Source organism: Streptomyces sp. NPDC058880 (assembly GCF_042742535.1).
Taxonomy (GTDB): Bacteria; Actinomycetota; Actinomycetes; order Streptomycetales; family Streptomycetaceae; genus Streptomyces.
In genome coordinates this window covers 1-22,484 of sequence record NZ_JBHYMC010000039.1, presented here as the reverse complement: position 1 = coordinate 22,484, position 22,484 = coordinate 1, and the positions used below count along the sequence as shown (strand labels likewise).

Below are 22,484 nucleotides of genomic sequence, written 5' to 3'. Positions count from 1 at the left end.
AGCGTGCGCCGGTCCCCGGGCCAGTAGGCTTGGGGACCGGCCCCGTACAGCCCCGAAACGATTCCGAGGAGCACCCCGTGCTTGAGGCAGTCTTCACCTCCCTGCTGGTCCTGGTCTGCGTCGGCGTCATGGCCTTCACCGGCCTGGCCGTCAAGAAGCTGTACCAGGGTCAGCGCTGAGCACCGGCTCAGCTGACCGCCCCGGAACCCCTCCCACAGATCGCCTGAGCAGCCACACATGATCCAGATCCCGTCCGACCTGAACCCGGGCCTCGTCCCCCTCGCCTTCCTCCTCGGCAACTGGGAGGGCGCGGGTGTCTTCGACTTCCCCGGCGAGGAGAAGTGCAACTTCGGCCAGGAGGTCGTCTTCAGCCACGACGGCCGGGACTTCCTGGAGTACACCTCCCGCAGCTGGGTCCTCGACGCCGAGGGCAACAAGGTGCGGCCGCTGGAGTCCGAGTCGGGTTACTGGCGCATCGACAAGGACCGCAAGGTCGAGATCGTCATGGTCCGCGACCAGGGCGTCGTCGAGGTCTGGTACGGCGAGCTCGCCGACCAGAAGCCCCAGATCGACCTGGTCACCGACGCGGTCGCCCGCACCGCGGCCTCCGGCCCGTACAGCGGCGGCAAGCGGCTCTACGGCTACGTGAAGAGCGACCTCATGTGGGTGGGCGAGAAGGCCACCCCGGACGTCGAGCTGCGCCCGTACATGTCGGCCCAGCTCAAGAAGGTCGTCACGCCCGAGGAGGTCGCCGAGATGGCGCGCAACCTCCCGGACATGCCGGACGACGGCATCGCCTTCTTCCGCTGAGCGGAAACCACCACAGGCCGTGTGTGAAAGGGGACCGCGGGCTCGACCGCGGTCCCCTTCGCACACATACACTGACGGGGTGGTGAGCACCGAGAGCACCGAAGGATCCCCGGGCGCGGACTGGAAGAGCGACCTGCGGCGGCGCGGCTACCGGCTGACGCCGCAGCGCCAGCTCGTGCTGGAAGCCGTGGACGCGCTGGAGCACGCCACCCCGGACGAGATCCTGGCGGAAGTGCGCCGGACGGCCTCCGGGGTCAACATCTCCACCGTCTACCGGACGCTGGAGCTCCTGGAGGAACTCGGCCTGGTCTCGCACGCCCACCTGGGGCACGGGGCCCCCACCTACCACCTCGCCGACCGGCACCACCACATCCACCTGGTCTGCCGCGTCTGCGCCGACGTCATCGAGGCGGACCTCGACGTCGCCGCCGAGTTCACCGCGAAGCTCCGTACGACCTTCGGGTTCGAAACGGACATGAAGCATTTCGCGATCTTCGGACTGTGCGCGAAGTGCGCCGCGACGGAGCGTGCCGCCCACGCGTAGCAGGGTCGTAGGCTTGGTCGCATGACCAGCAGCCCCTTGCTCCATCTTCCCGGCGCCGTCCAGGCCGAAGGCCGTGACGAGGGCGTCGCCGCCCACTACGGCGAGCTGTACGGCGAACAGCGCGCCCTCGCGGACGGCCGCGGCTTCGTCGACCTCTCGCACCGCGGGGTCGTCGCCGTCACCGGACCGGAGCGGCTGAGCTGGCTGCACCTGCTGATCACCCAGCACGTGACCGAGCTGCCGGCCGGGCAGGCCACCGAGGCCCTGATCCTCTCCGCCAACGGCCACATCGAGCACGCGCTCTACCTCGTCGACGACGGCGAGACGACGTGGGCGCACGTGGAGCCCGGCACCCAGGGTGACCTGATCGCCTACCTGGAGTCGATGAAGTTCTTCTACCGCGTCGAAGTCGCCGACCGCACCGCGGAGTTCGCGGTGGTGCACCTGCCGGCCGGATCCATCGCCGAGGTCGCCAAGGAGCTCGTCGTGCGCGAGACCGCGTACGGCCGGGACGTCTTCCTGCCCCGTGCCGAGCTGGAGTCCTTCGCCGCCGCGCACGGCCCGGCCGCCGGCCTCCTCGCCTACGAGGCCCTGCGCGTCGAGGGACACCGGCCGCGGGTCGGCCTGGAGACCGACCACCGCACCATCCCGCACGAGCTGGGCTGGATCGGCACCGCCGTGCACCTGCAGAAGGGCTGCTACCGCGGCCAGGAGACGGTCGCCCGCGTCCACAACCTGGGCAAGCCCCCGCGCCGCCTGGTCTTCCTGCACCTGGACGGCTCCGAGGTGGTCCTGCCGGCGCACGGCGCCCCGGTCCGGCTCGCCGCCGACGGTGAGGAGGGCCGCCAGCTCGGCTTCGTCACCACCGCCGCGCGCCACCACGAGCTCGGGCCGATTGCCCTCGCCCTGGTCAAGCGGAACGTCCCGGTCGACGCGCCGCTGCTGGTGGGCGGCACGGCCGCGGCCCAGGAGGTCGTCGTAGCGCCCTGACGTCCGGCCCGGTGGCGTCCTGACGTCCGGGCCTACACGTCGACGACGATGGTGAACGGGCCGTGGTTGGTCAGCGACACCCGCATGTCCGCCCCGAACCGGCCCGTCGCCACCGTCGCGCCCAGCGCACGCAGCTGCGCCACGACCTCGTCGACCAGCGGCTCGGCGACCGGACCGGGCGCCGCGGCGTTCCAGGTGGGGCGCCGCCCCTTGCGGGCGTCGCCGTAGAGCGTGAACTGGGAGATCACCAACAGCGGCGCCCCGTTGTCGCTGCAGGACTTCTCGCCCTCCAGGATCCGTACGGACCACAGCTTGCGCGCCAGCTGCGCCGCCTTCTCCGGTGTGTCGTCGTGGGTCACCCCCACCAGCACGCACAGCCCCTCGCCGACGATCTCGCCCACGGTCTCGCCGTCCACGACGACGCTCGCGCCGTCCACCCTCTGCACCACAGCTCGCATACCACCTGTGTACCAGCCGTGCACCCGTCCGGGGCCGATCGGGTGGAGTGGGACTGCAGTGGGGCCACGGAGAGTGGCACGATGCGTGCAGGCGGTGCGGGTGCGCCGCACCGGTCGAGGGGACGGACCCGATTCGTATGCATACTTCTGGCACCTCTGTACCTGCATCACCCGCTTCCGTCGCGGCTGCCGCGGTACGACCGCCCGCGCAGCGCACGGCCGAGACGCACGACCAGGGGCCCACCGCCCCGGCCACCGCGCTCGGGCTGCCCGAACTGCGCGCGCTGCGCCGCGACGCGCAGCGCGACGAGGCCGATCTGAGCTACGTGCGCAGACTGCTCCAGGGCCGCATCGACATCCTGCGCGCCGAGCTGGCCCGGCGGACGGATCCCGAGGCACCGGTGGTGGACCGGCTCTCCGCGATCCTCGCCGACGCCCCCTCCAGCCGCAGTGCCTCCGCCCGGCACGTCACGCTCGGCACCCCGCACGGCGAGGAGTACCGGGTGCTGGCGGCGGAGATGCTCGCCGACGTGGAACTGTCGGACCTGGAGGCCCGCACGGACGGTGAACTGCACGACGGGATGGGGCGGCTGGTGCGCTACGAGCAGCAGGTCTCGCGGCGCCGGCAGCAGCTCCAGCGCACGGCCGACGAGTGCAGCGCGGAGATCACCCGGCGGTACCGGGAGGGAGAAGCGCAGGTGGACGACCTGCTGGCGTAGGAAATTCGGGCGACCCGCGCCGGTCGGGCGATTAGCGTGGGCCGCTATGAGTGTTGACGTCCGGCCGATCGCCGAATCCGAAGTCCACGACTGGCTGCGCGCCGTCCACACCGGTTTCCTGACCGCGACCCGGGTGACCGACTCCGATGTCGCGCAGCGTGCCCGGTACGACGACCGGGCCCGTACCCAGGGCGCGTTCGACACCGGGACCGGCCGCTGCGTGGGGGCCTTCCGGTCCTTCGCGCAGGAGCTGACCGTGCCCGGCGGGGCGGCCGTCCCCGCCACGGCGGTCTCCAACGTGGGCGTCCTGCCCACCCACCGCCGACAGGGTCTGCTGACCCGCATGATGCGGGCGGAGTTCGCTGCGGCCGGCGCGCGCGGCGACGTCCTGGCGACGCTGATCGCCGCCGAGTACCCGATCTACGGGCGGTACGGGTTCGGGCCCGCCACGGCCGTCACGGAATGGGAGGTCGACGTTCCGCGCACCGGGCTGGACCGGCGGTGGTCGGCGCCCGAGGGCGGCGGGCGGATCGACCTGGTGGACGCCGCCGACTACCGGCGGTTCGGCCCCGCACTGCACGACCGTTGGCGGGCGGCGGTGCCGGGGGCCGTGGACCGGGGCGAGCGCTGGTGGAATCTCGCGACCGGGGCGGAGGAGATGTCCCACCGCCCCTACAAGCAGAAGTTCCACGCCGTGTACCGGACGGCGGAGGGCGAGGTGGCCGGAGTGGCCGTCTACACCGCCGACGACCACTGGACGGACGCAAAGGTCCCGCAGAACACCGTCCAGGTGTGGGAACTGCTGGCGCTCACCCCGCAGGCGGAGCGCGCCCTGTGGCACTTCCTGTGCTCCATCGACTGGGTCCTGACGGTGCGCACCGGCTACCGGGCGCCCGACGACCTCCTCCCGCACCTGCTGCCCGATCCGCGTTCGGCCCGTGTGGTCACGTCCGCCGACTTCCTGTGGGTGCGGGTCCTGGACGTCGTACGGGCGCTGGGCGCGCGGAGGTACGAGGTGCCCGGAGTGCTCGTCCTGGAGGTCGAGGACGAGACGGGCCCGGCGGCCGGCCGCTACCGGCTGGATGCGGCGAAGGGCGTGTGCGAGCGCACGACGGAGGCGGCCGACCTGCGGCTGGACGTGTCCGTGCTGGGATCCTTGTACCTGGGGGACGCGTCCGCGGTGCGGCTGGCCGCGCTGGGGCGGCTGGCCGAGGAGCGGCCGGGCGCGGTCGCGCTGGCGGACGCGGTGTTCCGCACCGCGCGTCGTCCGTGGTGTCCGGATGTCTTCTGAACCGGGGAAGGCGGACGGCAGGCTGCGGATCGCGGAAGGCGGGCGGCAGACGGTGAACCGAAAGACCGTGGTGGTGGCGTCACTTGTGGCATCCCTGCGCGCGGCCGGCTGTGTCTTCGCCGAGGAGGAGGCGGAGTTGCTGGCCGGCGCCGCCCGCGACGAGGCGCACCTGGCGGAGCTGCTGGCCCGTCGGGTGGGCGGCGAACCACTCGAACACGTCGTGGGCTGGGCGGAGTTCTGCGGGCTGCGCATGGCCGTGGGAGCGGGCGCCTTCGTGCCGCGCAGGCGTACCGAGTTCCTGGTGGAGGAGGCGGTGGCGCTGACCCGGCCGGGCGCGGTGGTGCTGGACCTGTGCTGCGGGGTGGGTGCCCTGGGTGCGGCGGTGGCGGCGCGGGCACCGGGCGGGGTGGAGCTGCACGTCGCCGACATCGATCCGGCGGCACTGGCGTACGCGCGGCGCAACGTGGCCCCGTACGGCGGCCGGGTGTGGGAGGGCGACCTGTACGCCGCACTCCCGGCGGAGCTGCGCGGCCGGGTGGACGTGCTCGTGGTCAACGCCCCGTACGTGCCCACGCGGGAGATCGGGCTGATGCCGTCGGAGGCGCGCGACCACGAGCCGCTGGTCTCGCTGGACGGCGGGGCCGACGGGCTGGACGTCCACCGCCGGGTGGCGGCGGGGGCGCCGGCCTGGCTGGCCCCGGGAGGCCGTCTGCTGATCGAGACGAGTGCCCGGCAGGCCCCGTTGACGGCGTCGGCGCTGACCTCGGCCGGCCTGGCGGTCCGGGCGGTCACCTCGGATGAGCTGCCCGCGACGGTGGTGGTCGGCACGGCCTGAGCGGGGACCGCGGGCGGGTCGGCGCAGCGGGGTGGGCGGAGGTCCCGACCGGCGCGCCCCGGGCCGGCGTCTGTGCGTACCGGCTCGTACCGGTGCGTACCGGTGCCCCTTGCTCCCGGCCGCCGGTGCCGCCGTGCCGATCGGGGTGGCGGTGTACTCCGCGGGGACGGTGGCCGCCGGGCTCCGGGCCCGGGCGTGCGCGCACGCGGTCTTCCCGGTGGCCCGCGCAGCCCCGCGGTGGTCGCCCCGGCCCTCGGCTGCGGCGGCCGACCGAACCCGTCAGGCCTTCGCGTACGGGCCCTGCGTCACCATGGTGTTCTGCATCGCCGTCAGCCTGCGGACGAAGAGGACGGCGAGCACGCCGGCGATCGTGGTGCCCAGGTCCGCGGCGATCCCGAGCTGTCCCGCTACGAGCAGCTCGTCCACGGTGTCGGCGTCCATGTAGATCCGGCTGAAGACGCGGCCCGCGACTGCGGTGAGGGCCCAGAGCACCCACCAGGACGTCAGCAGTGCGGTGGGCGCCGTGCGGTCGGAGCCGTCGGGTCCGCGCTGGGTGCTGGCCCGCCAGGTCTGCCGGGCGACCAGATAGGGCAGGACCAGGTGGGCCACGGGGACGAACCAGCCGCCGATGGCCCAGCCGGGGCCCAGGGTGAAGGCGTCGGGTCGGAAGAGGGCGCCGTTGGTCCGCACACGGTGGAACCAGATGATGAAGACGACGCAGGTGGGCGGCAGTGCGAGCATCTGGAGCAGCCCGGCGAGGAGGGTGAGCCCGCCGGACAGGCTGAGTTCGAGGTCGTCGAAGTGGGTGTCCCCCGAGAATCCCTGCAGCCATGCCTGCTCGTACACGCCGGTGCCGGCGGAGAAGAGGTGGACCGCGGCCGAGGCGCCGAGCAGCCAGGTCAGTGCTGTCGCGAGGCCGTTCGGCGAACGCAGTGCGCCCCGGGGCGCCGACGGGGCGGCGGGGTACGGCCCGCCGGGGTAGGGGTGCGGCTGCGGGGGGACCGGGTACGGGGCCGGGCCGGGCTGAGGGTACGGCTGCGCCTGCGCGTGCCCCGGCTGCTGCTGGGGCTGCGGCGGCGGCGGTGAGCCGGGCGCGCTGAAGGACATGACGGTGGACCCCCCACGGGAACGGATGACATGCGGACGGCCCCTGCCGGGCGGGCGGGGGCCGTCGCGAAGATAGGCCGGTTCTGTGCTCGGAGTCCAGGCTATTTTTCCTGTTCAGAGGTCCCGTCTCGGTTGAGGTGAACCATGACGAGACGTTGATCGGCAGTGGTTCATCTTGAGTGAGACGCTGTTCGGTGCGGCGCTTCACTCAACCTGAGGTCGGTGAGTCCTGTGCTGCTTCACGCTCGGCAGCGAACTCGTCGAGGAGCTCGAACAGGACCTTGATCGCCTGCTGTTCGTCCTCAGGCGGAAGATTCCACACGTCGTCCCAGCCGTTCGGGAGGGCGATGTGGAGGATTTGGCCCGGCCAGGCGTGGTTGCAGTCGCGCCCGCGACGGGCGACGAGCCAGTCGTGCCAGCCGGTGAGTCCGGGCCCACCGTGCCGGAGAGCATGCTGGTCATAACCGGTCAGGAACGCGGTCAGCATGTGGAAAGAGGTCTTGCCGACGAACATGCCGGGACGTTGGCCGACGCTGGCGAAGTACTCGCGTTCAGTCATCTCGGAGAGGGGCTGCACGCGTCCGTACCTTCCTCGTCAATGGCGCTGTCGTCCAGGTCTGGACGAAGCCTGCTGCGGGCCGCCTCCGGACGTTCGGCGTAGTCCGCCGCATCGCCGACGAGACGGCTGAGGTCCGTCATCTGCACCCGCTCCAGTCAGTCCGACAGAACCAGCGCCTCATCCGAGGTGAGCTTGATGATGATTTACGGATCATCCGTTCCTCGAACATACTTCGTCGAGCCTGCACTGTCAGAGGTGCCTGGCACAGTGCCGCTGTGAACGTTGATTCCCTTCTGGAAGCTCATCGAGGAGTACCGGCGTCAGGCGCAGAGCCCGGCGTTCAGGTGCGTGCCCGTGTCGAATGAGAGTCGGAGGGCGCCGGACTTGAAGGCGATTGCGGAGCGGATCTGTGCTCCGAATGGGGTGAGCGCCGCTGCAACGTCCTGCGTTTCCGGATGTAGAACCGATGGCGGATTGGCTCGGACGGAGCCGTGCGAGATGCTGGCTGGCGCCTCCAAGGTGACCTCCCAGGCGGAGCCGAGGACCAGTGTGAGCCGGAAGTCCACCACGATCCTGGTGACGGGCAAGTCGCGGAGGTTCAAGATCCATCGGTCTTCGTGTTCAACGGGACCTTGCTCAGTAGTCATCCATGCACCCTGGCTGATGTGAGATGCGATAACCACGCGTTTTGGTACGCCAGGGGCCGTGTCTGACCTTCAGCGGAAGTCGGCGGTGCCGCAGATGAAGGTGGTGTCCTGGAGGAGGTCCGGGGTGACTCGGATGCCGGTGATGTGCTCGGCGAGTGCGAAGGCGGCCGGCACGGCCAGGTCGTCGTCCGTTTTGGTGGGCTCTTCGGGGAAGGTGAAGCCGAGGTGGCGGATGACGTCGAGGAGGTCGTTGGCGCGGGTGCCGGTGCGGTAGGCGGCATCGCGGATTTCGAACTGGAGCTGGGGTTCGGTGTCCTCGGCCCAGAGGAACGAGCCGTCGTTGTTGGCGTTCGCGTTGTCGTAGTGGGAGATCCAGCGGGTGCCCGCTGATGCGGGCAGGGCCTTCTTCTCGTTCACTCCATGCCAGCCGTTGGGCTCGATCATGAGGGTCCACGGGCCGAGCGTCGTCATTCCGAAGTACGTCCGCGTGGTGCTGAAGTCCCAGAGCCCGTATGCGGTGTCGACGAGTGCGTTGATCCCGGTGACCTCGGGTTCGGGTTGGCCGCCCAGTCTGCTCAGCAGTTCGTTCGGCGGCACGTTGTGCACGAGGGTGAGGCAATAGGACTCGGCGAGGTCCGGGAAGTCTTCCTCGAACCACAGGTAGTCAGCAGCAGTCGTAGCCATGTGGGAGATCCTTCACGACGGCTATGACATTGAGGGTGCCCGGGTCCCGGGAGGGCGTCGCCTCAGGCCGCGGCGGACCCGCCGCATCACCGTGCCGGCCATTGAGGCGATCTTGTAGGGGTGGGGGTCGGAGTGGAGCAGGTCATCGGGCGGCAGGCGTTGGAAGAACTCGTCCAGGAACTGGTTCACATCTGCGGTGTGCATGCTGTCGCTGAGGTGAGCTTGTTCCGCTTTGGCGGACACCATCGGTGTGGTGGTCAGGCCGCGAGGGCGGCCTCGTAGCCCACATGCCCGCCACACGTCGCTGACCAGCACCAGCCGTACCGGTTGCCATGCCCTCGGAAAGCCGGCAACCGGCGCTCGGGCCGTACCGACTCGAACCGGACCGACCACAGAGACTCCGGCGCCTCGCGCCCACGGACCCCGCCTGCGTTTACGTACTCCAGATCGACGTCCTCTGCCGACACCTCACACGCATCCATCCATGCCTCCGAAACTACGCCTACCAGCCACGACGACCGTGGACACAGTCACAGCGACGTACCCGGAGATGACTGTGACATCAGCTCATCTGCCCGGAGATCTCCGAGACTGCCGGACATCACAGAGACCGGACAGCTGCTGGTAATCGAGGACGCGGACAGCCCACTGCGGTCCCCGTTCGTACACGCAGTGGCCTTGGTCGACGCTTCCGTCAGGCGCCTAGGCAACGGTTCACTCGGCGCGCAGAACCCTCAAGGAGCCCGGTACCCAGCGATGACGTCGGCCTCTTCCAGGCGTTTGAGCCGGCGCAGGCAGGCGTCCTTGACCCGGAAACCCTCGGTCGCGGCCTTGAGGGCCTAATCGACGTCGAGATCTACTCCCAGGACCGCAAGAGCTTCGAGGAGTTCGAGTCCGCCGTGGCCGCCTTCGATGAGGTCATCGAGTGCCGATGCATGTACGGCCGCCCCGACTACTTCCTTCGCGTCGCCGTCGGCGACCACGCCGCCTACGAAGCCTTCCTCACAGGCAAGCTGAGCGGCCTGACCGGCGTACGGTGCAAGAAGATCAAGGTAGACAGCTGACCGGCAATGGTGGGACGACAGATGTCCTGCAAATACGACACCTATCGTGCTCAGTCACAAGTCGGGCCGGGAGGCGGGTGGGAGATGTTGCAAGCATCTGCTTGCAAAAGTTAGCAAGGTCGGGCAGGATCTGGAGCATGGCATCGCTCAACGTCGGACATCTCGGCGAATACCTCCGTGAGCAACGGCGGCAGGCGCAGCTCTCGCTGCGGCAGCTGGCCGATGCGGCGGGGGTGTCGAATCCGTACCTGAGCCAGATCGAGCGCGGGCTGCGCAAGCCGAGCGCGGACATCCTGCAGCAGCTGGCCAAGGCGCTGCGGATCTCCGCGGAGACGCTGTACGTGCAGGCCGGGATCCTGGACGAGCGGGACCGCGACGAGGTGGAGACGCGAGCCGCCATACTCGCCGACCCGTCCATCAACGAGCGGCAGAAGCAGGTGCTGCTCCAGATCTACGAGTCGTTCCGCAAGGAGAACGCACTCGACGCGCCCGCCGTTCCCGCCGTTCCCGACGGGCCTGGCACACCGTCCGACGAGATGCCGTCGAAGACCGACTGAAGTTGATCCGGGAGGACCAGCACATGGCCATCGCCGATGACCTGAAGAAGACCCTCACCGACCCCACTCCCCTCTACTTCGCCGCCGGCACCGCCGACCTCGCCGTCCAGCAGGCGAAGAAGGTGCCGGAGCTCATCGAGCAGCTGCGCGCCGAGGCCCCCGCGCGCATCGAGGCCGTGAAGAACACGGACCCGAAGGCCGTGCAGGAAGCGGTCACGACGAAGGTGGCCGAGGTGTTCGGCGCGATCGACCCGAAGAAGATCGGGGAGAGCGCCCAGGACCTGGCGCTGCGCGGCGTCGGGGTGGCCGCCGAGTACGCGGTGCGCGCCAAGGAGACCTACGACAAGGTCGCCGAGCACGGTGAGCAGGCCGTACGGGCCTGGCGTGGCGAGGTCTCCGAGGAGATCGTCGACATCGCCGTCGTCGTCGAGCCGCGGCCCGAGCCGACTCCTGAGGTGCAGGCCGAGCCGGCCGCGGAGGCCGCGGCCGAGGAACGGCCCGCCGCGAAGAAGCCCGCCGCGCGCAAGACCACGGCCAAGAAGGCCGTCGTCGCCGCGGACGACGCGAGCTGAACCGCGCCCGCAGGGGCGAGCACGGGCCGGGCACCCTTCGAGGGCCCGGCCCGTTGTGGTTGATGGAGGGGCGGGTACCGGTAGCGTGGAGTGAGGCGGGATCCGACGTGCGAAGTGCGAGCAGGAGAAGGCGGTCGAAGCGATGTTGATGGACGGGTTCGATCGAGGGGTGATCCCGCTGCTCGGGCTCGCCATGCTGGTGCTCGCCGTGGTGGCCTTCGGGTTCGCGCTGCTGGCCCGTGAGGACGCCTACCGGGCGGCCGACAAGCAGAGCAAGACCTTCTGGCTGGTGATCCTCGGTATCACCGTGCTCGTGGACGCCTTCCTGGGGCTGCTCTTCCTCCAGATCGCGGGCCTGGTGGCGACCATCGTGTTCTTCGTGGACGTACGGCCGGCCCTCAAGCAGGTCTCGGGCGGCGGCCGCCGCAGTGGCGGCAGCAGCAGTGACGGGCCGTACGGCCCCTACAACGGCGGACGGTAGCCCCGTCTCCGGCCGGTAGCCCTTTGCCGCCAGGGGCAGGGGCAGGGGTAGGGGCGGGCCGAGCCGGGCTCGGGTCAGCCTTCGGCGCGCGAGAGCAGGACCAAGGCCACGTCGTCGGTGAGCTCGCCGCCGTTGAGGCGGCGGGCCTCGGTGACGGAGGCCTCCAGCAGCGCCTCGCCGCTCAGACCGCGGTCCAGGTGGCGGTTGATCATCTCGACCATGCCGTCCTGGCCCAGGCGTTCCTTGCCCTCGCCGATCCGCCCCTCGATGAGGCCGTCGGTGTAGAGCATCAGGCTCCAGCTGCCGCCGAGCTCGACCTGTCGGCGCGGCCAGCGGGCCCGGGGCAGCAGTCCGAGGGCCGGGCCGCTGTTCTCGTACGGGAGGAGCTGCGCGCGGCGCCCCGGACGGGAGATCAGCGGTGCCGGATGGCCGGCCAGGCACAGGCCCGCGCGGCGGCCGTCCGGGGCGATGTCGACGGTGCACAGCGTCGCGAAGATCTCCTCGCAGGGGCGCTCCACCTCCAGTACCTCTTGGAGGGTGGCCAGCAGGTCGTCGCCGCAGAGGCCGGCCAGGGTCAGGGCGCGCCAGGCGATGCGGAGCTCGACGCCGAGGGCGGCTTCGTCCGGGCCGTGGCCGCAGACGTCGCCGATCATGGCGTGGACGGTGCCGTCGGGGGTGCGGACGGTGTCGTAGAAGTCGCCGCCGAGGAGGGCCCGGCTGCGGCCGGGGCGGTAGCGGGCGGCGAAGCGCAGATCCGACCCCTCCAGGAGGGGGGTGGGGAGCAGGCCGCGCTCCAGGCGGGCGTTCTCCTGGGCGCGCAGTTTCGATTCTGCAAGCTTGTACTGGGCTATGTCGGCCCGTTTTCTCTCCACCGCGTAGCGGATGGCGCGGCTCAGCAGGCGGCCGTCCAGTTCGTCGCGGAAGAGGAAGTCCTGGGCACCGACCCGGACGGCCTCGGCGGCGCGCTCGGCGTCGTCCTCGTCGGTCAGGACGAGGACGGCGTGGTGGGGCGCGAGGCGCAGCACCTGGTGCAGGACGGCGAGCTGCTGCTCCACGGTCGCGGTCGCGGTCGCCGGCGCGGTGGCGGTGGCGGTGGCGGTGGTCGTGACCCCGATGCCGGCGCGGGTTCCGCTTCCGGGAAGCGACAGGTCGAGCAGGATGCAGTGCACATCGGGGGTGAGCAGCCGCTCGGCCTCGGTGAGGTTGCGGGCGGTGCGAACCCGGATGCGGTGGCCGTCGGCGTCGAGGATCTCGGGGACGGTGAGACCGCCGGCGGGGTCGTCCTCGATGACCAGGAGGGTCAGGGCGGTGGTCTGCGGGGTCGCCTGTGCGACACCGGCACCGATGGGGATGGGCGGTGCGGCGGCATGCAGAACGGCCTGACCGCTCTCCGTGGCGGGGGTCTCCCTCTGCCGCGGTACGGGTACGGGCATCGTTTCCGGTTCCTTCCCTCCCCCCGAGGGTGCGCTCCGGCAGACCCTAGCGGTCCCGGCCCCGCGAACGGAATGCCGTTCTCGGCGGGGGTCTCCGTCATATGCCGTCATCACGGGGGAAAAACGGCCTCACTGGATGACAAAGGTCACGGCGGGGCCGCATTCCGTCCCGTGTACCGAGACGTCCCCCGCTCGCACCGGGTTGCCTCGGTCCCGGCGCCTGCCGGCCGCCCTGCCGCCTGCGGCTCGCGGGCCTGCCCCGGCCAGGTGCGGGGCCGGACCTGGCGGGCCGGACCTCCAGGGCTGGACCTCCGGGGCCGGACCCCCGCCTCCCGGGTAAGCAGGGCTTCGCCCGGCCCGCCGACCGCAGCCCGCCGAGCCCCGCCCCGGCTTACGGATGCCGGGCCGGCTGCGGGCCGATCGCGGGCCGGGCTCGGGGCGGGGTGCGTGGCCCCGTGGCCGCCGACCCCGCCCGGGAGGGATCAGGCGTCCGGGCGGACCACTGCCTTGATCGGCATCGAGCCCGCGCCCGCCATCGTCACGTTGCGGCCGGGGCGCGGGGCGTGGACCATCGCGCCGTCGCCCACGTACATACCGACGTGGCTCGCGTCGTCGAAGTAGATGATCAGGTCGCCCGGACGCATGTCCTTGAGCGCGATCTTCGGCAGCAGCCGCAGCTGCTCCTGCGAGGTGCGCGGGATGCCCCGTCCCGCCGCGCGCCAGGCCTGGGAGGTCAGCCCGGAGCAGTCGAAGGAGTCGGGGCCGACGGCGCCCCACTTGTACGGCTTCCCTATCTGCGCCGTGGCGAACTGCACGGCCAGCTTCCCGGCCTCCGTCGCCTTGCCGTTCACGTCCTTCATCGCGCCCGTGGACAGCCATGCCGTCTGCGCGCGGTACTGGGCTTCCTGTTCGAGCTGGATCAGCCGGGCCTTCTCTTCGGCCTCCAGCTTGCTCTCCAGCTCCTCGGCGGCCTTGATCTTCTCCTCGATCTGCTTCTTGGACTCCTCCTGCTTGACCCGGTTGTCCTCCAGCGTCCTCCAGCGCTCGCTCGCCTCCTCCGCGTAGCGCTGCAAGTCCGCCTGGGTGCGGTTTAGTTCGGAGAGGAGGTCCGAGGCGGCCTTCTCGCCCTGGCGCAACCGGTCCGCCCCGTCGAGGAACTGGTTCGGGTCCTCGCTCAACGCCAGCCGCGCGCCCGGGGGCAGGCCGCCCGAGCGGTACTGCGCACGGGCCGCAGCACCCGCACGGCTCTTCAGGACGGCGATCCGCTCCTTGCCGGCGACGATCAGGTTGGCGATCTCGACGATCTTGTCCGACTGGGCCTTGGCCTCGGCTTCGGCGAGATTGTAGGCGTCCGTCGCGGCGCCCGCCTGCCGGTAGAGCTCCTCGATGTCCTTGCGGACCTGCTCCAGCGACGCGCCGCCCGGCTCGGGCAGCGGAGCGGTCGGTGCCCCGGGTGCGGCCGGAGCCGTCGGCGCGCCCGGCGCGCCCGGTACGGCCGGAGCCGCGTACGCCGTGCCCGTCGCCAGGCCCGGCGCCGTCAGTACCGCCATCGCGCACAGCAGCGCGAGAGAGCTTGCGCGTCGTCGCCCTACCGACCCCATGGTCCCCCCAGGCACCCGCGTCAGATCCGACACCAGATCTGACTATTCATCAGTAACTTCGCACTGCCATCGGGATGGTGCCACGAGTCGAAGAATTCCGACAGCCTTGTGGAGGGCATTTCGATCTTGTCTGCCCCGACGGCCCCCGATCCCTGCCCCCCCATGGATCGAACGGGGCACACCCGCCCCCGGTTCCCCGCCGCACCGCATTCACCCCAGCGGGCGCAACGACTCCCAGCGCAGGGTCAGTTCCCCCTGCCGCCACCGCACCGGCCCGTCCGCCAGCGGCCAGTCGGCGGACAGCGCCCGCGCCGTCCGGATCCAGCGCTGCCGCGCTCCGTACGAGGCGTACGGAGCCGCCGCCGCCCACGCCCGGTCGAAGTCGCGCAGGAACGCGTGCACCGGCTCGCCCGGAACGTTCCGGTGGATCAGCGCCTTCGGCAGCCGCTCCGCCAGGTCGGAGGGGCGCTCCAGCGACCCCAGCCGGGTCGCGAACGTCACCGTGCGCGGGCCCTCCGGACCCAGCGCCACCCACACGTGCCGCCGCCCGATCTCGTCGCAGGTCCCCTCCACCAGCAGCCCGCCCGGGGCCAGCCGCGCGCACAGCCGCGCCCAGACCTCTGCGACCTGCTCCTCGTCGTACTGGCGCAGTACGTTCGCCGCGCGGATCAGCATCGGCCGTTCCCCGCCCTCCAGCGGGACCTCGAAGCCGCCGTGTCGGAAGCTCAGCCCGTCCCGCTCGTACGGCTTCGCCCCCGCCACCCGAGCCGGCTCGATCTCGATGCCCACCACCCGCACGCGCGGCGCCGTCTCCCGCAGCCGTGCCAGCAGCTCGACCGCGGTCCAGGGCGCGGCCCCGTAGCCGAGGTCCACCGCCACCGGATCACCCGCACGCCGCAGCACGGCCCCGTGGGTGGCCGCGATCCAGCGGTCCATCCGGCGCAACCGGTTCGGGTTCGTCGTCCCGCGCGTCACCGAGCCCACAGGACGGCCGGGGGCGCGGCTGGGTGACGGGGTGGTGCGGGAGGCCATGGGCCGAGGGTAAGCGGAGCGCCCGCACACCATGAAAATCGCGCGGCGCCGGGCGCCCCGCACCGGATTGCGCTCCCGGAAGGCGGCAAGAATCACGAGGAGCCGGCAGGAAATGCGGATTCCCCGGAATGCGGGGGACGGCCATCCGGGTTGCACTCCTTGCAGGGCGCCCCACGCGCCCCTGTCGTCATGCCGTCCGAGCGTCGCGCGCGCACCGTCCGAGCCGAGAGGAAGCGCTTCCTTGAGCCAGTACGTGTCCCGCCTCGGCGGCAGCCTCAGCGGGCGCCTCGCCGCCGCCCGTGCCGCCACCCGCCACGAGCCGCCCCGGCTGCGCCTGCCGGCCGTCGGCCACCACCGCAAACCGCGCCGCGTGGCCATGCTCAGCGTGCACACCTCACCGCTGCACCAGCCCGGCACCGGCGACGCGGGCGGGATGAACGTCTACATCGTGGAGCTGGCCAGGCGGCTCGCCGCGATCAACATCGAGGTCGAGATCTTCACCCGGGCCACCACCGGCGGGCTGCCGCCCGTGGTCGAGCTGGCGCCCGGCGTGCTCGTACGACACGTGGACGCGGGCCCCTACGAGGGCCTCGCCAAGGAGGAGCTCCCGGCCCAGCTGTGCGCCTTCACCCACGGAGTGATGCAGGCCTGGGCCCGCCACCGGCCCGGCCACTACGACCTCGTCCACTCCCACTACTGGCTCTCCGGACACGTGGGCTGGCTCGCCGCCCAGCGCTGGGGCGTCCCCCTCGTGCACGCCATGCACACCATGGCCAAGGTCAAGAACGCGGCGCTGGCCGAGGGCGACAGCCCCGAGCCCGCCGCCCGGGTCATCGGCGAGACGCAGATCGTGTCCGCCGCCGACCGGCTCATCGCCAACACCGCCGAAGAGGCCGACGAGCTCGTGCGGTACTACGAGGCCGACCCCGCCAAGGTGGCCGTCGTGCACCCGGGCGTGAACCTCGACCGGTTCACCGTCGGCGACGGCCGGGCCGCCGCCCGCGCCCGCCTGGGCCTCCCGCAGGACGCCGTCATCCCCCTCTTCGCCGGGCGGATCCAGCCGCTGAAGGCCCCCGACATCCTGCTGCGCGCCGTCGCCGTCCTCGTCGACCGGGACCCCTCACTGCGCCGCCGCCTCTTCGTCCCCGTCGTCGGAGGCCCCAGCGGCAGTGGTCTCGCCAAGCCCGAGGGCCTGCAGAAGCTCGCCGCGAAGCTGGGCATAGCCGACCTCGTGCACTTCCACCCGCCGGTCGCCCAGGACGGGCTCGCGGACTGGTTCCGCGCGGCGTCCGTGCTGGTCATGCCCTCCTACAGCGAGTCCTTCGGGCTCGTCGCGATAGAGGCCCAGGCCACCGGCACCCCGGTGCTGGCCGCCGAGGTCGGCGGGCTGCCCGTCGCCGTCAACGACGGCGTCACCGGCATCCTCGTACCCGGGCACGACCCGGCGGACTACGCGAACCGGCTGCGCCGCTTCGTCGACGATCCCGGGCTCACGGATCGGATGGGCGCGGAGGCCGCGCGGCACGCGCAGTTCTTCGGCTGGGACACCGCGGCGAGCGGCACGGCTGACGTCTACACGGCGGCGATGCACGATCACCGCCGTCGCGTACGCTCCCACCATGGCTGACACCGCCGAGATCGCCGAGATCATCGAGAGCGCGCTGACCGGCGCGGAACTGAGCTGGGAGAGCCCGGCGCCGGGCGCCTACGTCGTCACGCTCCCCGGCACCCGCAAGCTGAGCACCACCTGCTCGATCCGGGTCGGCCGGCACTCCCTGTCGGTCAACGCCTTCGTGATCCGCCACCCCGACGAGAACGAGGCGGGCGTCCACCGCTGGCTGCTGGAGCGCAACCTCAAGCTGTACGGGATGGCGTACGCGGTCGACCGGCTCGGCGACATCTACCTGACGGCCCGCCTGCCGCTCGGGGTCGTCACCCCGGAGGAGCTCGACCGACTGCTCGGCACCGTGCTGGAGGCCGCGGACGGTTCGTTCAACACACTGCTGGAGTTGGGCTTCGCGAGCGCGATCCGGCGCGAGTACGACTGGCGCGTCTCGCGCGGCGAGCCGACCTTCAACCTCGACGCCTTCAAGCACCTGACGCGGCCGCAGGGCGATCAGGCCGGCCCCGGCACTCCGATCGGCTGACACGGAGCACCGAACGGCGGGGGGTGGCGTGTCGGCCCGCCCCGCCGGGGCCGGGCACCCGCACGGTGGCGGGATGAGCGGGAACACAGCCGAAGCACTCATGTACACCTGGTTCGCCCTGGTTCTCCTGTCCGCCGGCTACGTCGCCCACGACGCCTTCACCCGTAACCCCGAGCTCACGGTGATGAAGTGGGGCTGGGTGCTGGTGACCCTCTACATCGGCCCGGTGGGCGCCGCGCTCTACGTGCTGTCCTGCAAGGAACCGCGACCGTGGACCCACGAGCGGTTCGTGGCGCCGCTGTGGAAGCAGGCGCTCGGCTCCACGATCCACTGCGTGGCCGGCGACGCGACCGGCATCATGGTCGCGGCCGTCGTCGCCTCGCTGCTCGGCCTCCCGCCGTGGGCCGACGCCCTGCTTGAGTACGTGGTGGGCTTCGGCTTCGGGCTGCTCGTCTTCCAGGCCCTGTTCATGCGCGACATGCTCGGCGGCAGCTATCCGAGGGCCGTCCGGGCGACGGTGTACGCGGAGTGGCTCTCGATGAACTGCGTGATGGGCGCCATGGTCGCGGTGAACGTGATCGTGCGCAGCCACGTGCCGGGCGCGCAGGACGTCGGTGACGTGCGCTTCTGGGCGACGTTCTCGCTGTCGGTGCTGGCCGGCCTCGGCTTCGCGTACCCGGTCAACGTGTGGCTGGTCGCCAACCACCTCAAGCACGGGATGGGGACGGTACGGGCGCTCGGCGCCGGCGGCGAGCCGCTGCCGCAGCCGGCCGCGGAACGCCCCGACACGGCCATGGGCATGGGCATGGACATGGCTATTCCGGAGGCCGGAGTGACGGCGGAGCAGAAGACGGCCATGGCGGTGCTGACGGTCCTCTTCCTCGCCGCCGGGACCCTGCTCGCCGCGATCTTCGGCCAGCTGGCCTGATCCCACCGGCCCTGGCCGATGGCCCCTGCTCGTCCTGCACGGGCCCGCGGCCCCGGGCCCGGCCCGCGGCGAACGGGCCCGTGGCCCGCGCCCGGCTCGCAGCGGCGGGCTCCCGCCCGGCCGCCGGTGCCGAGCGGGCCCGCGGCCGGTCAGCGTGCTCCGGCCCGGCCCCGGCGGTCCGCCCGCGCCGGCCCCGAGGCGGGGAGCGGCTCGGCCGGAGCCGGTGCGGCGTCGGCGGGCGGTGCTTCCGGCGGGGCAGTGGGGGCGCCGCCGGCCGCTGCCGGGGCCGTCCCCCTGTCCTCCTCGGAGAGCCCCCGCATCAGCAGCCAGTAGCCGACCGCCGCCACCGTGCCGAGGGCGCCGGTGGCCGCCCAGAGCCAGTCCGCCCCCCACCGGTCGATCATGAAGCCGGCCATCAGCGGCGCGACCAGCGCGGCCACCGCCCAGGACATCGTGTAGACGCCCTGGTAGCGCCCGCGCCCGTGCACCGGCGAGAGCCGTACGACCAGGCTCATCTGGGTCGGCGAGTTGACGATCTCGGCGAGCGTCCAGACGCACACCGTCAGCGCGTAGGCCCACACCGGTCCGGCGAAGGCCGTCAGCGCGAAGCCGTAGCCGGCCAGCAGTGCCGAGACCACCAGCAGCTTCTGCGGGTCGCGGTGCTCGATGAAGCGGGTGACGGGGATCTGCAGGACGACGATCAGGAAGCCGTTCACGGCGATCACGAGCCCGTAGTCCCAGGGCGAGAACCCGGCGGAGCCCATCGCGACGGGCAGGCCGACCGCCCCCTGCGTGAAGATCAGTGAGATCAGGAACGACAGTCCGACCACACCCATGAACCGCCCGTCCCGCAGCACGGTGCCGAGCCCGATCTCCGCTTCCGAGCCCCCCTTGTCCGAGGATCCGCCGGCTCCGGAGTCGCCGGACCCCGACCCGCCGGACCCGCCGCGCTCGGGCCGGGACTCGGGCAGCTTGGCGTACACCAGCACCGCGCAGGTCAGCGTGAGGGCCGCCTCGCCCAGGAAGCCGGCCAGGTAGCTGTACTCGGCGATCAGGCCGGCCGCGGTCGCACTGACGGCGAAGCCGAGGTTGATGGCCCAGTAGTTGAGCGCGAAGGCCCGTACGCGGTCCTCGGGGCGGACGATGTCGGCCATCATCGCCGCGACCGCCGGGCGGGAGGCGTTCGAGGTCATGCCGACCAGCAGGGCCACCGCGGCAATGGCCGCCGGGTGTTCCATGAAGCCCAGCAGCGCCACCGAGAAGGCGGTCGAGGCCTGGGCCGCCAGCAGCGTGGGGCGCCGCCCCAGCCGGTCGGTCATCACGCCCGCGACGAGCGAGGAGATCACGCCGCCCAGCCCGTGGAGGGCGACCACGAGTCCCGCGAAGGAGGCCGAGTAGCCCCGGTCCAGGGTCAGGTACAAGGTCATGAAGGTGGCGACGAAGGCCCCGAGCCGGTTCACCAGGGTGCTCGTCCACAGCCACCAGAACGCCCGGGGCAGACCCGAGACGCTCTCCCGGGCGGCACGTCTCAGACGGGCAGCGGACATAAGGGATCCCCCCGAGGGTGTAAGTGTCGCAATCGCGAGGTGCACGTTACGAGGGGGTGGGCTCCGGGCGCCAGTCAATTGACCCGCACCGTCAATCGGCGCCGCCGCACACCGCGCGCGGGCGCGTGCGCGCGTCCATTAGGCTCGTACGCATGGCCGACGCACCGTACAAGCTGATCCTCCTCCGCCACGGCGAGAGCGAATGGAACGCGAAGAACCTGTTCACCGGCTGGGTGGACGTCAACCTCACCGAGAAGGGCGAGAAGGAGGCGGTCCGCGGCGGTGAGCTGCTCAAGGACGCCGGCCTGCTGCCCGACGTGCTGCACACCTCCCTCCAGAAGCGCGCCATCCGCACCGCGCAGCTCGCGCTCGAGTCCGCGGACCGCCACTGGATCCCGGTGCACCGCTCCTGGCGCCTGAACGAGCGCCACTACGGCGCGCTGCAGGGCAAGGACAAGGCGCAGACCCTCGCGGAGTTCGGCGAGGAGCAGTTCATGCTGTGGCGCCGCTCCTACGACACCCCGCCGCCGGTGCTCGAGGACGGCACGGAGTTCTCGCAGTCCGAGGACCCGCGCTACGCGTCGATCCCGAACGAGCTGCGTCCGCGCACCGAGTGCCTCAAGGACGTCGTCGAGCGCATGCTGCCGTACTGGTACGACGGCATCGTCCCGGACCTCCTGGCGGGCCGCACGGTCCTGGTGGCCGCGCACGGCAACTCCCTGCGCGGTCTGGTCAAGCACCTCGACAGCATCTCGGACGAGGACATCACCGGCCTGAACATCCCCACCGGCATCCCGCTCGTCTACGAGCTGGACGCGGACTTCAAGCCCCTCAACCCGGGCGGCACCTACCTGGACCCGGCTGCTGCCGCGGCCGCCATCGAGGCCGTCAAGAACCAGGGCAAGAAGTAGCCCTCACGCACGCAACAGCCCCCTACCTGCTGCTTCCCAGCGGGTAGGGGGCTTCTCGGCGTCGTGGGGCCGTCCGGCGCGTCGCCGTACAGGCCGTCCCTGCGGATACGGGCCTTCCCTGCGGAAAGGCCGCTTCCCGGATCAGTCCGGGGCGGGCGCCGCGGATCTCTGCCACTCGGCGCCGATCGAGCGGATGAGGGCCGGGTAGACGCCCAGGTGACGGAAGGGCTTGATGGCCAGCATGTAGGCCGCGCCCAGCAGCCCGTTGGGCTTGACCAGGACGGCCATCTGGCCGCGGTGACCGCCGTTGCCGTCCGGGACCCAGCCGATGTGCATCACCCCGTGCATCGTCTTGTTGGCCGTCTCCGCCGCCCACTCGTCGTGTGTCTGGTAGACGGAGGTGAAGGGGAGCGAGGGGACGTCCGGTCCGCGCTCGCCCTCCCTGAGGTCCGCCGGCAGCCGGTCGCGCAGCGTCGGCACCCTGGAGCGGAGGCCGTCGGCCGGCGCGTCCCAGCCGAGCAGTGCCCCGAGCTTCCACCGGATCGCGAAGAGGGCGCGCCCCGCGCGGGAGGGGACGGGGTGCCCCGCGCCCTGCCGGGTGAACTGGCGCACCAGTCGCGCGAGGTCGTCCGGGCCGCCCGGCGTCGGCAGCGCCCACACGTCCTCGACCCGGAAGTCGCCGGTGATCTCGTGGATCCGCCAGGGTCGGGAGGTGTGGGCGGTGCGGGGGAGTCTCATGAGCAAGCCCCTTCTATACGATGCCGTATAGATCGAGGTTAGCACTCTTCTATACGGCACCGTATAGAAGGGGTGGCGAGGAGGGACCGGCATGGGTGCGACCCGCACACCGCGCGGCAAGTGGATCGAGGAGGGGCTGCGGGCGCTGGCCGCCGGCGGCCCGGAGGCCGTCCGCGTCGAGGTGCTCGCGCAGGCGCTCGGCGTCAGCAAGGGCGGCTTCTACGGGTACTTCGGCAGCCGGGGCGCGCTGCTCATCGAGATGCTCGACACCTGGGAGCGCGAGGTCACCGAGGCGGTGATCGAGCTGGTCGAGAGCGGCGGGGGAGACGCCAGGGCCAGGCTGGACCGGCTGTTCACGATCGTCGCCTCCTACGAGGAGGGGCCGGTGGTCGGCGTCGACGCCGACCTGGCGATCCGCGACTGGGCCCGGCGCGACGAGGCCGTCGCCGAGCGGCTGCGCCGCGCGGACAGCCGGCGTATGGAGTACTTGCGCTCGCTGTTCCGCGCGTTCTGCGCCGACGAGGACGACGTCGAGGTCCGCTCCCTGATCACCTTCTCCCTGCGGATCGGCTCCCACTTCATCGCCGCCGACCACGGCGGCCGCAGCCGCGCGGAGGTCATGGCGCTGACCCGGAAGTGGCTCCTGCGCTAGGGCCTGCCCGGCGGATCGGGGGCGGCCGGGCCCGGCGGCGCCGCCCGGAGGCGCGAAAAAGGCCCCCCGTCCGCGGAATCCACTTGGGTTCTAGCGGTCCTCGCAACACCCGCGATCTGTGGGAGTTGCGAGGACCGTGGGCGTTGAGCGTGGTGATCTTTCGGGGTTGCGGGAGCG

At 71.6% G+C, this 22,484-nt stretch carries 25 protein-coding genes; 15 read left to right on the top strand and 10 right to left on the bottom strand.

Going from position 1 to position 22,484, the window contains the following annotated elements; genetic code table 11:
- Window positions 1-237 precede the first annotated feature (237 nt).
- The 3 genes from ACFW2G_RS21470 (at window position 238) to ACFW2G_RS21460 (ending at window position 2,344) form a co-directional block, all read left to right on the top strand.
- Window positions 238-810 (top strand): FABP family protein, encoded by a 573-nt coding sequence (locus tag ACFW2G_RS21470; protein WP_037924640.1) that lies wholly within the window; start codon window positions 238-240, stop codon window positions 808-810.
- A 79-nt stretch (window positions 811-889) separates the two neighbouring features.
- Window positions 890-1,354 (top strand): Fur family transcriptional regulator, encoded by a 465-nt coding sequence (locus ACFW2G_RS21465; RefSeq protein WP_384450357.1) that lies wholly within the window; start codon window positions 890-892, stop codon window positions 1,352-1,354.
- A 21-nt stretch (window positions 1,355-1,375) separates the two neighbouring features.
- Window positions 1,376-2,344, top strand: coding sequence for a folate-binding protein YgfZ (locus tag ACFW2G_RS21460; RefSeq protein WP_037924642.1), 969 nt, complete (start codon window positions 1,376-1,378; stop codon window positions 2,342-2,344).
- A 32-nt stretch (window positions 2,345-2,376) separates the two neighbouring features.
- On the opposite strand, the gene dtd is transcribed toward ACFW2G_RS21460, so the two are convergent.
- Window positions 2,377-2,802 (bottom strand): D-aminoacyl-tRNA deacylase, encoded by a 426-nt coding sequence (gene dtd, locus ACFW2G_RS21455; RefSeq protein ID WP_384583510.1) that lies wholly within the window; start codon window positions 2,800-2,802, stop codon window positions 2,377-2,379.
- A gap of 137 nt (window positions 2,803-2,939) precedes the next feature.
- On the opposite strand from dtd, the gene ACFW2G_RS21450 reads away from it, so the two are divergent.
- The 3 genes from ACFW2G_RS21450 to ACFW2G_RS21440 all read left to right on the top strand — a co-directional run bounded on the left by ACFW2G_RS21450 (window position 2,940) and on the right by ACFW2G_RS21440 (window position 5,647).
- Entirely contained in the window at window positions 2,940-3,521 is a 582-nt protein-coding gene (locus ACFW2G_RS21450) for a hypothetical protein (protein ID WP_037924646.1), read from the top strand.
- Between the two features lie 46 nt (window positions 3,522-3,567).
- Entirely contained in the window at window positions 3,568-4,812 is a 1,245-nt protein-coding gene (locus tag ACFW2G_RS21445) for a GNAT family N-acetyltransferase (RefSeq protein WP_384450368.1), read from the top strand.
- Window positions 4,813-4,882: 70 nt separating this feature from the next.
- A complete protein-coding gene (locus ACFW2G_RS21440; protein ID WP_384450409.1) occupies window positions 4,883-5,647 on the top strand; it encodes a putative protein N(5)-glutamine methyltransferase in 765 nt (254 codons plus the stop codon).
- Between the two features lie 279 nt (window positions 5,648-5,926).
- Here the strand turns inward: ACFW2G_RS21440 and ACFW2G_RS21435 are convergent, their stop codons facing one another.
- The 4 genes from ACFW2G_RS21435 to ACFW2G_RS21420 all read right to left on the bottom strand — a co-directional run bounded on the left by ACFW2G_RS21435 (window position 5,927) and on the right by ACFW2G_RS21420 (window position 8,644).
- Window positions 5,927-6,754, bottom strand: coding sequence for a DUF4328 domain-containing protein (locus ACFW2G_RS21435; protein WP_384583514.1), 828 nt, complete (start codon window positions 6,752-6,754; stop codon window positions 5,927-5,929).
- Between the two features lie 208 nt (window positions 6,755-6,962).
- A complete protein-coding gene (locus ACFW2G_RS21430; protein ID WP_037924653.1) occupies window positions 6,963-7,331 on the bottom strand; it encodes a hypothetical protein in 369 nt (122 codons plus the stop codon).
- Window positions 7,332-7,633: 302 nt separating this feature from the next.
- Window positions 7,634-7,960, bottom strand: a complete 327-nt coding sequence (locus tag ACFW2G_RS21425; protein WP_384583517.1) for a DUF6188 family protein — start codon at window positions 7,958-7,960, stop codon at window positions 7,634-7,636.
- Window positions 7,961-8,029: 69 nt separating this feature from the next.
- Window positions 8,030-8,644, bottom strand: coding sequence for a DUF6461 domain-containing protein (locus tag ACFW2G_RS21420; RefSeq protein WP_384583520.1), 615 nt, complete (start codon window positions 8,642-8,644; stop codon window positions 8,030-8,032).
- Window positions 8,645-9,213: 569 nt separating this feature from the next.
- On the opposite strand from ACFW2G_RS21420, the gene ACFW2G_RS21415 reads away from it, so the two are divergent.
- From ACFW2G_RS21415 to ACFW2G_RS21400, 4 genes are all read left to right on the top strand, one after another.
- The gene (locus ACFW2G_RS21415) at window positions 9,214-9,708 is read left to right on the top strand and encodes an Lrp/AsnC family transcriptional regulator (RefSeq protein ID WP_384681012.1); all 495 of its coding nucleotides are present in this window, start codon (window positions 9,214-9,216) and stop codon (window positions 9,706-9,708) included.
- Between the two features lie 137 nt (window positions 9,709-9,845).
- Window positions 9,846-10,265, top strand: a complete 420-nt coding sequence (locus ACFW2G_RS21410) for a helix-turn-helix domain-containing protein (protein WP_384583523.1) — start codon at window positions 9,846-9,848, stop codon at window positions 10,263-10,265.
- A gap of 23 nt (window positions 10,266-10,288) precedes the next feature.
- Window positions 10,289-10,837 (top strand): hypothetical protein, encoded by a 549-nt coding sequence (locus ACFW2G_RS21405; RefSeq protein ID WP_384450381.1) that lies wholly within the window; start codon window positions 10,289-10,291, stop codon window positions 10,835-10,837.
- A gap of 142 nt (window positions 10,838-10,979) precedes the next feature.
- The gene (locus ACFW2G_RS21400; RefSeq protein WP_384450384.1) at window positions 10,980-11,318 is read left to right on the top strand and encodes a DUF2516 family protein; all 339 of its coding nucleotides are present in this window, start codon (window positions 10,980-10,982) and stop codon (window positions 11,316-11,318) included.
- Between the two features lie 74 nt (window positions 11,319-11,392).
- On the opposite strand, the gene ACFW2G_RS21395 is transcribed toward ACFW2G_RS21400, so the two are convergent.
- The 3 genes from ACFW2G_RS21395 to ACFW2G_RS21385 form a co-directional block, all read right to left on the bottom strand.
- A complete protein-coding gene (locus ACFW2G_RS21395) occupies window positions 11,393-12,751 on the bottom strand; it encodes a PP2C family protein-serine/threonine phosphatase (RefSeq protein WP_384450387.1) in 1,359 nt (452 codons plus the stop codon).
- 482 nt (window positions 12,752-13,233) lie between these two features.
- Entirely contained in the window at window positions 13,234-14,301 is a 1,068-nt protein-coding gene (locus ACFW2G_RS21390; RefSeq protein WP_384583525.1) for an NlpC/P60 family protein, read from the bottom strand.
- Between the two features lie 261 nt (window positions 14,302-14,562).
- On the bottom strand, window positions 14,563-15,384 hold the full coding sequence (locus ACFW2G_RS21385) for a class I SAM-dependent methyltransferase (RefSeq protein ID WP_384450390.1): 822 nt from the start codon (window positions 15,382-15,384) through the stop codon (window positions 14,563-14,565).
- 241 nt (window positions 15,385-15,625) lie between these two features.
- Between ACFW2G_RS21385 and mshA the strand changes: the two genes are divergently transcribed.
- From mshA to ACFW2G_RS21370, 3 genes are all read left to right on the top strand, one after another.
- Window positions 15,626-17,011, top strand: a complete 1,386-nt coding sequence (mshA, locus tag ACFW2G_RS21380) for a D-inositol-3-phosphate glycosyltransferase (RefSeq protein ID WP_037924673.1) — start codon at window positions 15,626-15,628, stop codon at window positions 17,009-17,011.
- Complete coding sequence (locus ACFW2G_RS21375) at window positions 17,004-17,531, top strand: YbjN domain-containing protein (protein ID WP_037924675.1); 528 nt, start codon at window positions 17,004-17,006, stop codon at window positions 17,529-17,531. The genes mshA and ACFW2G_RS21375 overlap by 8 nt, the downstream gene beginning before the upstream one ends.
- Before the next feature lie 73 nt (window positions 17,532-17,604).
- Window positions 17,605-18,459, top strand: coding sequence for a DUF4396 domain-containing protein (locus tag ACFW2G_RS21370; RefSeq protein WP_384583528.1), 855 nt, complete (start codon window positions 17,605-17,607; stop codon window positions 18,457-18,459).
- Window positions 18,460-18,608: 149 nt separating this feature from the next.
- On the opposite strand, the gene ACFW2G_RS21365 is transcribed toward ACFW2G_RS21370, so the two are convergent.
- Window positions 18,609-20,006 carry an MDR family MFS transporter gene (locus ACFW2G_RS21365; protein WP_384450398.1) on the bottom strand — a complete coding sequence of 466 codons (1,398 nt, stop codon included), beginning with the start codon at window positions 20,004-20,006 and terminating at the stop codon, window positions 18,609-18,611.
- 152 nt (window positions 20,007-20,158) lie between these two features.
- On the opposite strand from ACFW2G_RS21365, the gene ACFW2G_RS21360 reads away from it, so the two are divergent.
- Window positions 20,159-20,917: a phosphoglyceromutase gene (locus ACFW2G_RS21360; protein WP_030855401.1), complete on the top strand. Its 759-nt coding sequence runs from the start codon at window positions 20,159-20,161 to the stop codon at window positions 20,915-20,917.
- A gap of 141 nt (window positions 20,918-21,058) precedes the next feature.
- Here the strand turns inward: ACFW2G_RS21360 and ACFW2G_RS21355 are convergent, their stop codons facing one another.
- A complete protein-coding gene (locus ACFW2G_RS21355) occupies window positions 21,059-21,655 on the bottom strand; it encodes a DUF2867 domain-containing protein (protein WP_384450401.1) in 597 nt (198 codons plus the stop codon).
- A gap of 91 nt (window positions 21,656-21,746) precedes the next feature.
- Between ACFW2G_RS21355 and ACFW2G_RS21350 the strand changes: the two genes are divergently transcribed.
- Window positions 21,747-22,307, top strand: coding sequence for a TetR/AcrR family transcriptional regulator (locus tag ACFW2G_RS21350; RefSeq protein WP_384450404.1), 561 nt, complete (start codon window positions 21,747-21,749; stop codon window positions 22,305-22,307).
- Window positions 22,308-22,484: the final 177 nt, after the last annotated feature.

Bases quoted from the DNA above. Each gene is read 5' to 3' on its own strand.
- ACFW2G_RS21470 (WP_037924640.1), top strand. From the start codon at position 238: ATGATCCAGATCCCGTCCGACCTGAACCCGGGCCTCGTCCCCCTCGCC.
- ACFW2G_RS21460 (WP_037924642.1), top strand. From the start codon at position 1,376: ATGACCAGCAGCCCCTTGCTCCATCTTCCCGGCGCCGTCCAGGCCGAA.
- dtd (WP_384583510.1), bottom strand. From the start codon at position 2,802: ATGCGAGCTGTGGTGCAGAGGGTGGACGGCGCGAGCGTCGTCGTGGAC.
- ACFW2G_RS21450 (WP_037924646.1), top strand. From the start codon at position 2,940: ATGCATACTTCTGGCACCTCTGTACCTGCATCACCCGCTTCCGTCGCG.
- ACFW2G_RS21445 (WP_384450368.1), top strand. From the start codon at position 3,568: ATGAGTGTTGACGTCCGGCCGATCGCCGAATCCGAAGTCCACGACTGG.
- ACFW2G_RS21435 (WP_384583514.1), bottom strand. From the start codon at position 6,754: ATGTCCTTCAGCGCGCCCGGCTCACCGCCGCCGCCGCAGCCCCAGCAG.
- ACFW2G_RS21425 (WP_384583517.1), bottom strand. From the start codon at position 7,960: ATGACTACTGAGCAAGGTCCCGTTGAACACGAAGACCGATGGATCTTG.
- ACFW2G_RS21420 (WP_384583520.1), bottom strand. From the start codon at position 8,644: ATGGCTACGACTGCTGCTGACTACCTGTGGTTCGAGGAAGACTTCCCG.
- ACFW2G_RS21410 (WP_384583523.1), top strand. From the start codon at position 9,846: ATGGCATCGCTCAACGTCGGACATCTCGGCGAATACCTCCGTGAGCAA.
- ACFW2G_RS21405 (WP_384450381.1), top strand. From the start codon at position 10,289: ATGGCCATCGCCGATGACCTGAAGAAGACCCTCACCGACCCCACTCCC.
- ACFW2G_RS21400 (WP_384450384.1), top strand. From the start codon at position 10,980: ATGTTGATGGACGGGTTCGATCGAGGGGTGATCCCGCTGCTCGGGCTC.
- ACFW2G_RS21395 (WP_384450387.1), bottom strand. From the start codon at position 12,751: ATGCCCGTACCCGTACCGCGGCAGAGGGAGACCCCCGCCACGGAGAGC.
- ACFW2G_RS21390 (WP_384583525.1), bottom strand. From the start codon at position 14,301: ATGGCGGTACTGACGGCGCCGGGCCTGGCGACGGGCACGGCGTACGCG.
- ACFW2G_RS21385 (WP_384450390.1), bottom strand. From the start codon at position 15,384: ATGGCCTCCCGCACCACCCCGTCACCCAGCCGCGCCCCCGGCCGTCCT.
- ACFW2G_RS21375 (WP_037924675.1), top strand. From the start codon at position 17,004: ATGGCTGACACCGCCGAGATCGCCGAGATCATCGAGAGCGCGCTGACC.
- ACFW2G_RS21370 (WP_384583528.1), top strand. From the start codon at position 17,605: ATGAGCGGGAACACAGCCGAAGCACTCATGTACACCTGGTTCGCCCTG.
- ACFW2G_RS21365 (WP_384450398.1), bottom strand. From the start codon at position 20,006: ATGTCCGCTGCCCGTCTGAGACGTGCCGCCCGGGAGAGCGTCTCGGGT.
- ACFW2G_RS21360 (WP_030855401.1), top strand. From the start codon at position 20,159: ATGGCCGACGCACCGTACAAGCTGATCCTCCTCCGCCACGGCGAGAGC.
- ACFW2G_RS21355 (WP_384450401.1), bottom strand. From the start codon at position 21,655: ATGAGACTCCCCCGCACCGCCCACACCTCCCGACCCTGGCGGATCCAC.
- ACFW2G_RS21350 (WP_384450404.1), top strand. From the start codon at position 21,747: ATGGGTGCGACCCGCACACCGCGCGGCAAGTGGATCGAGGAGGGGCTG.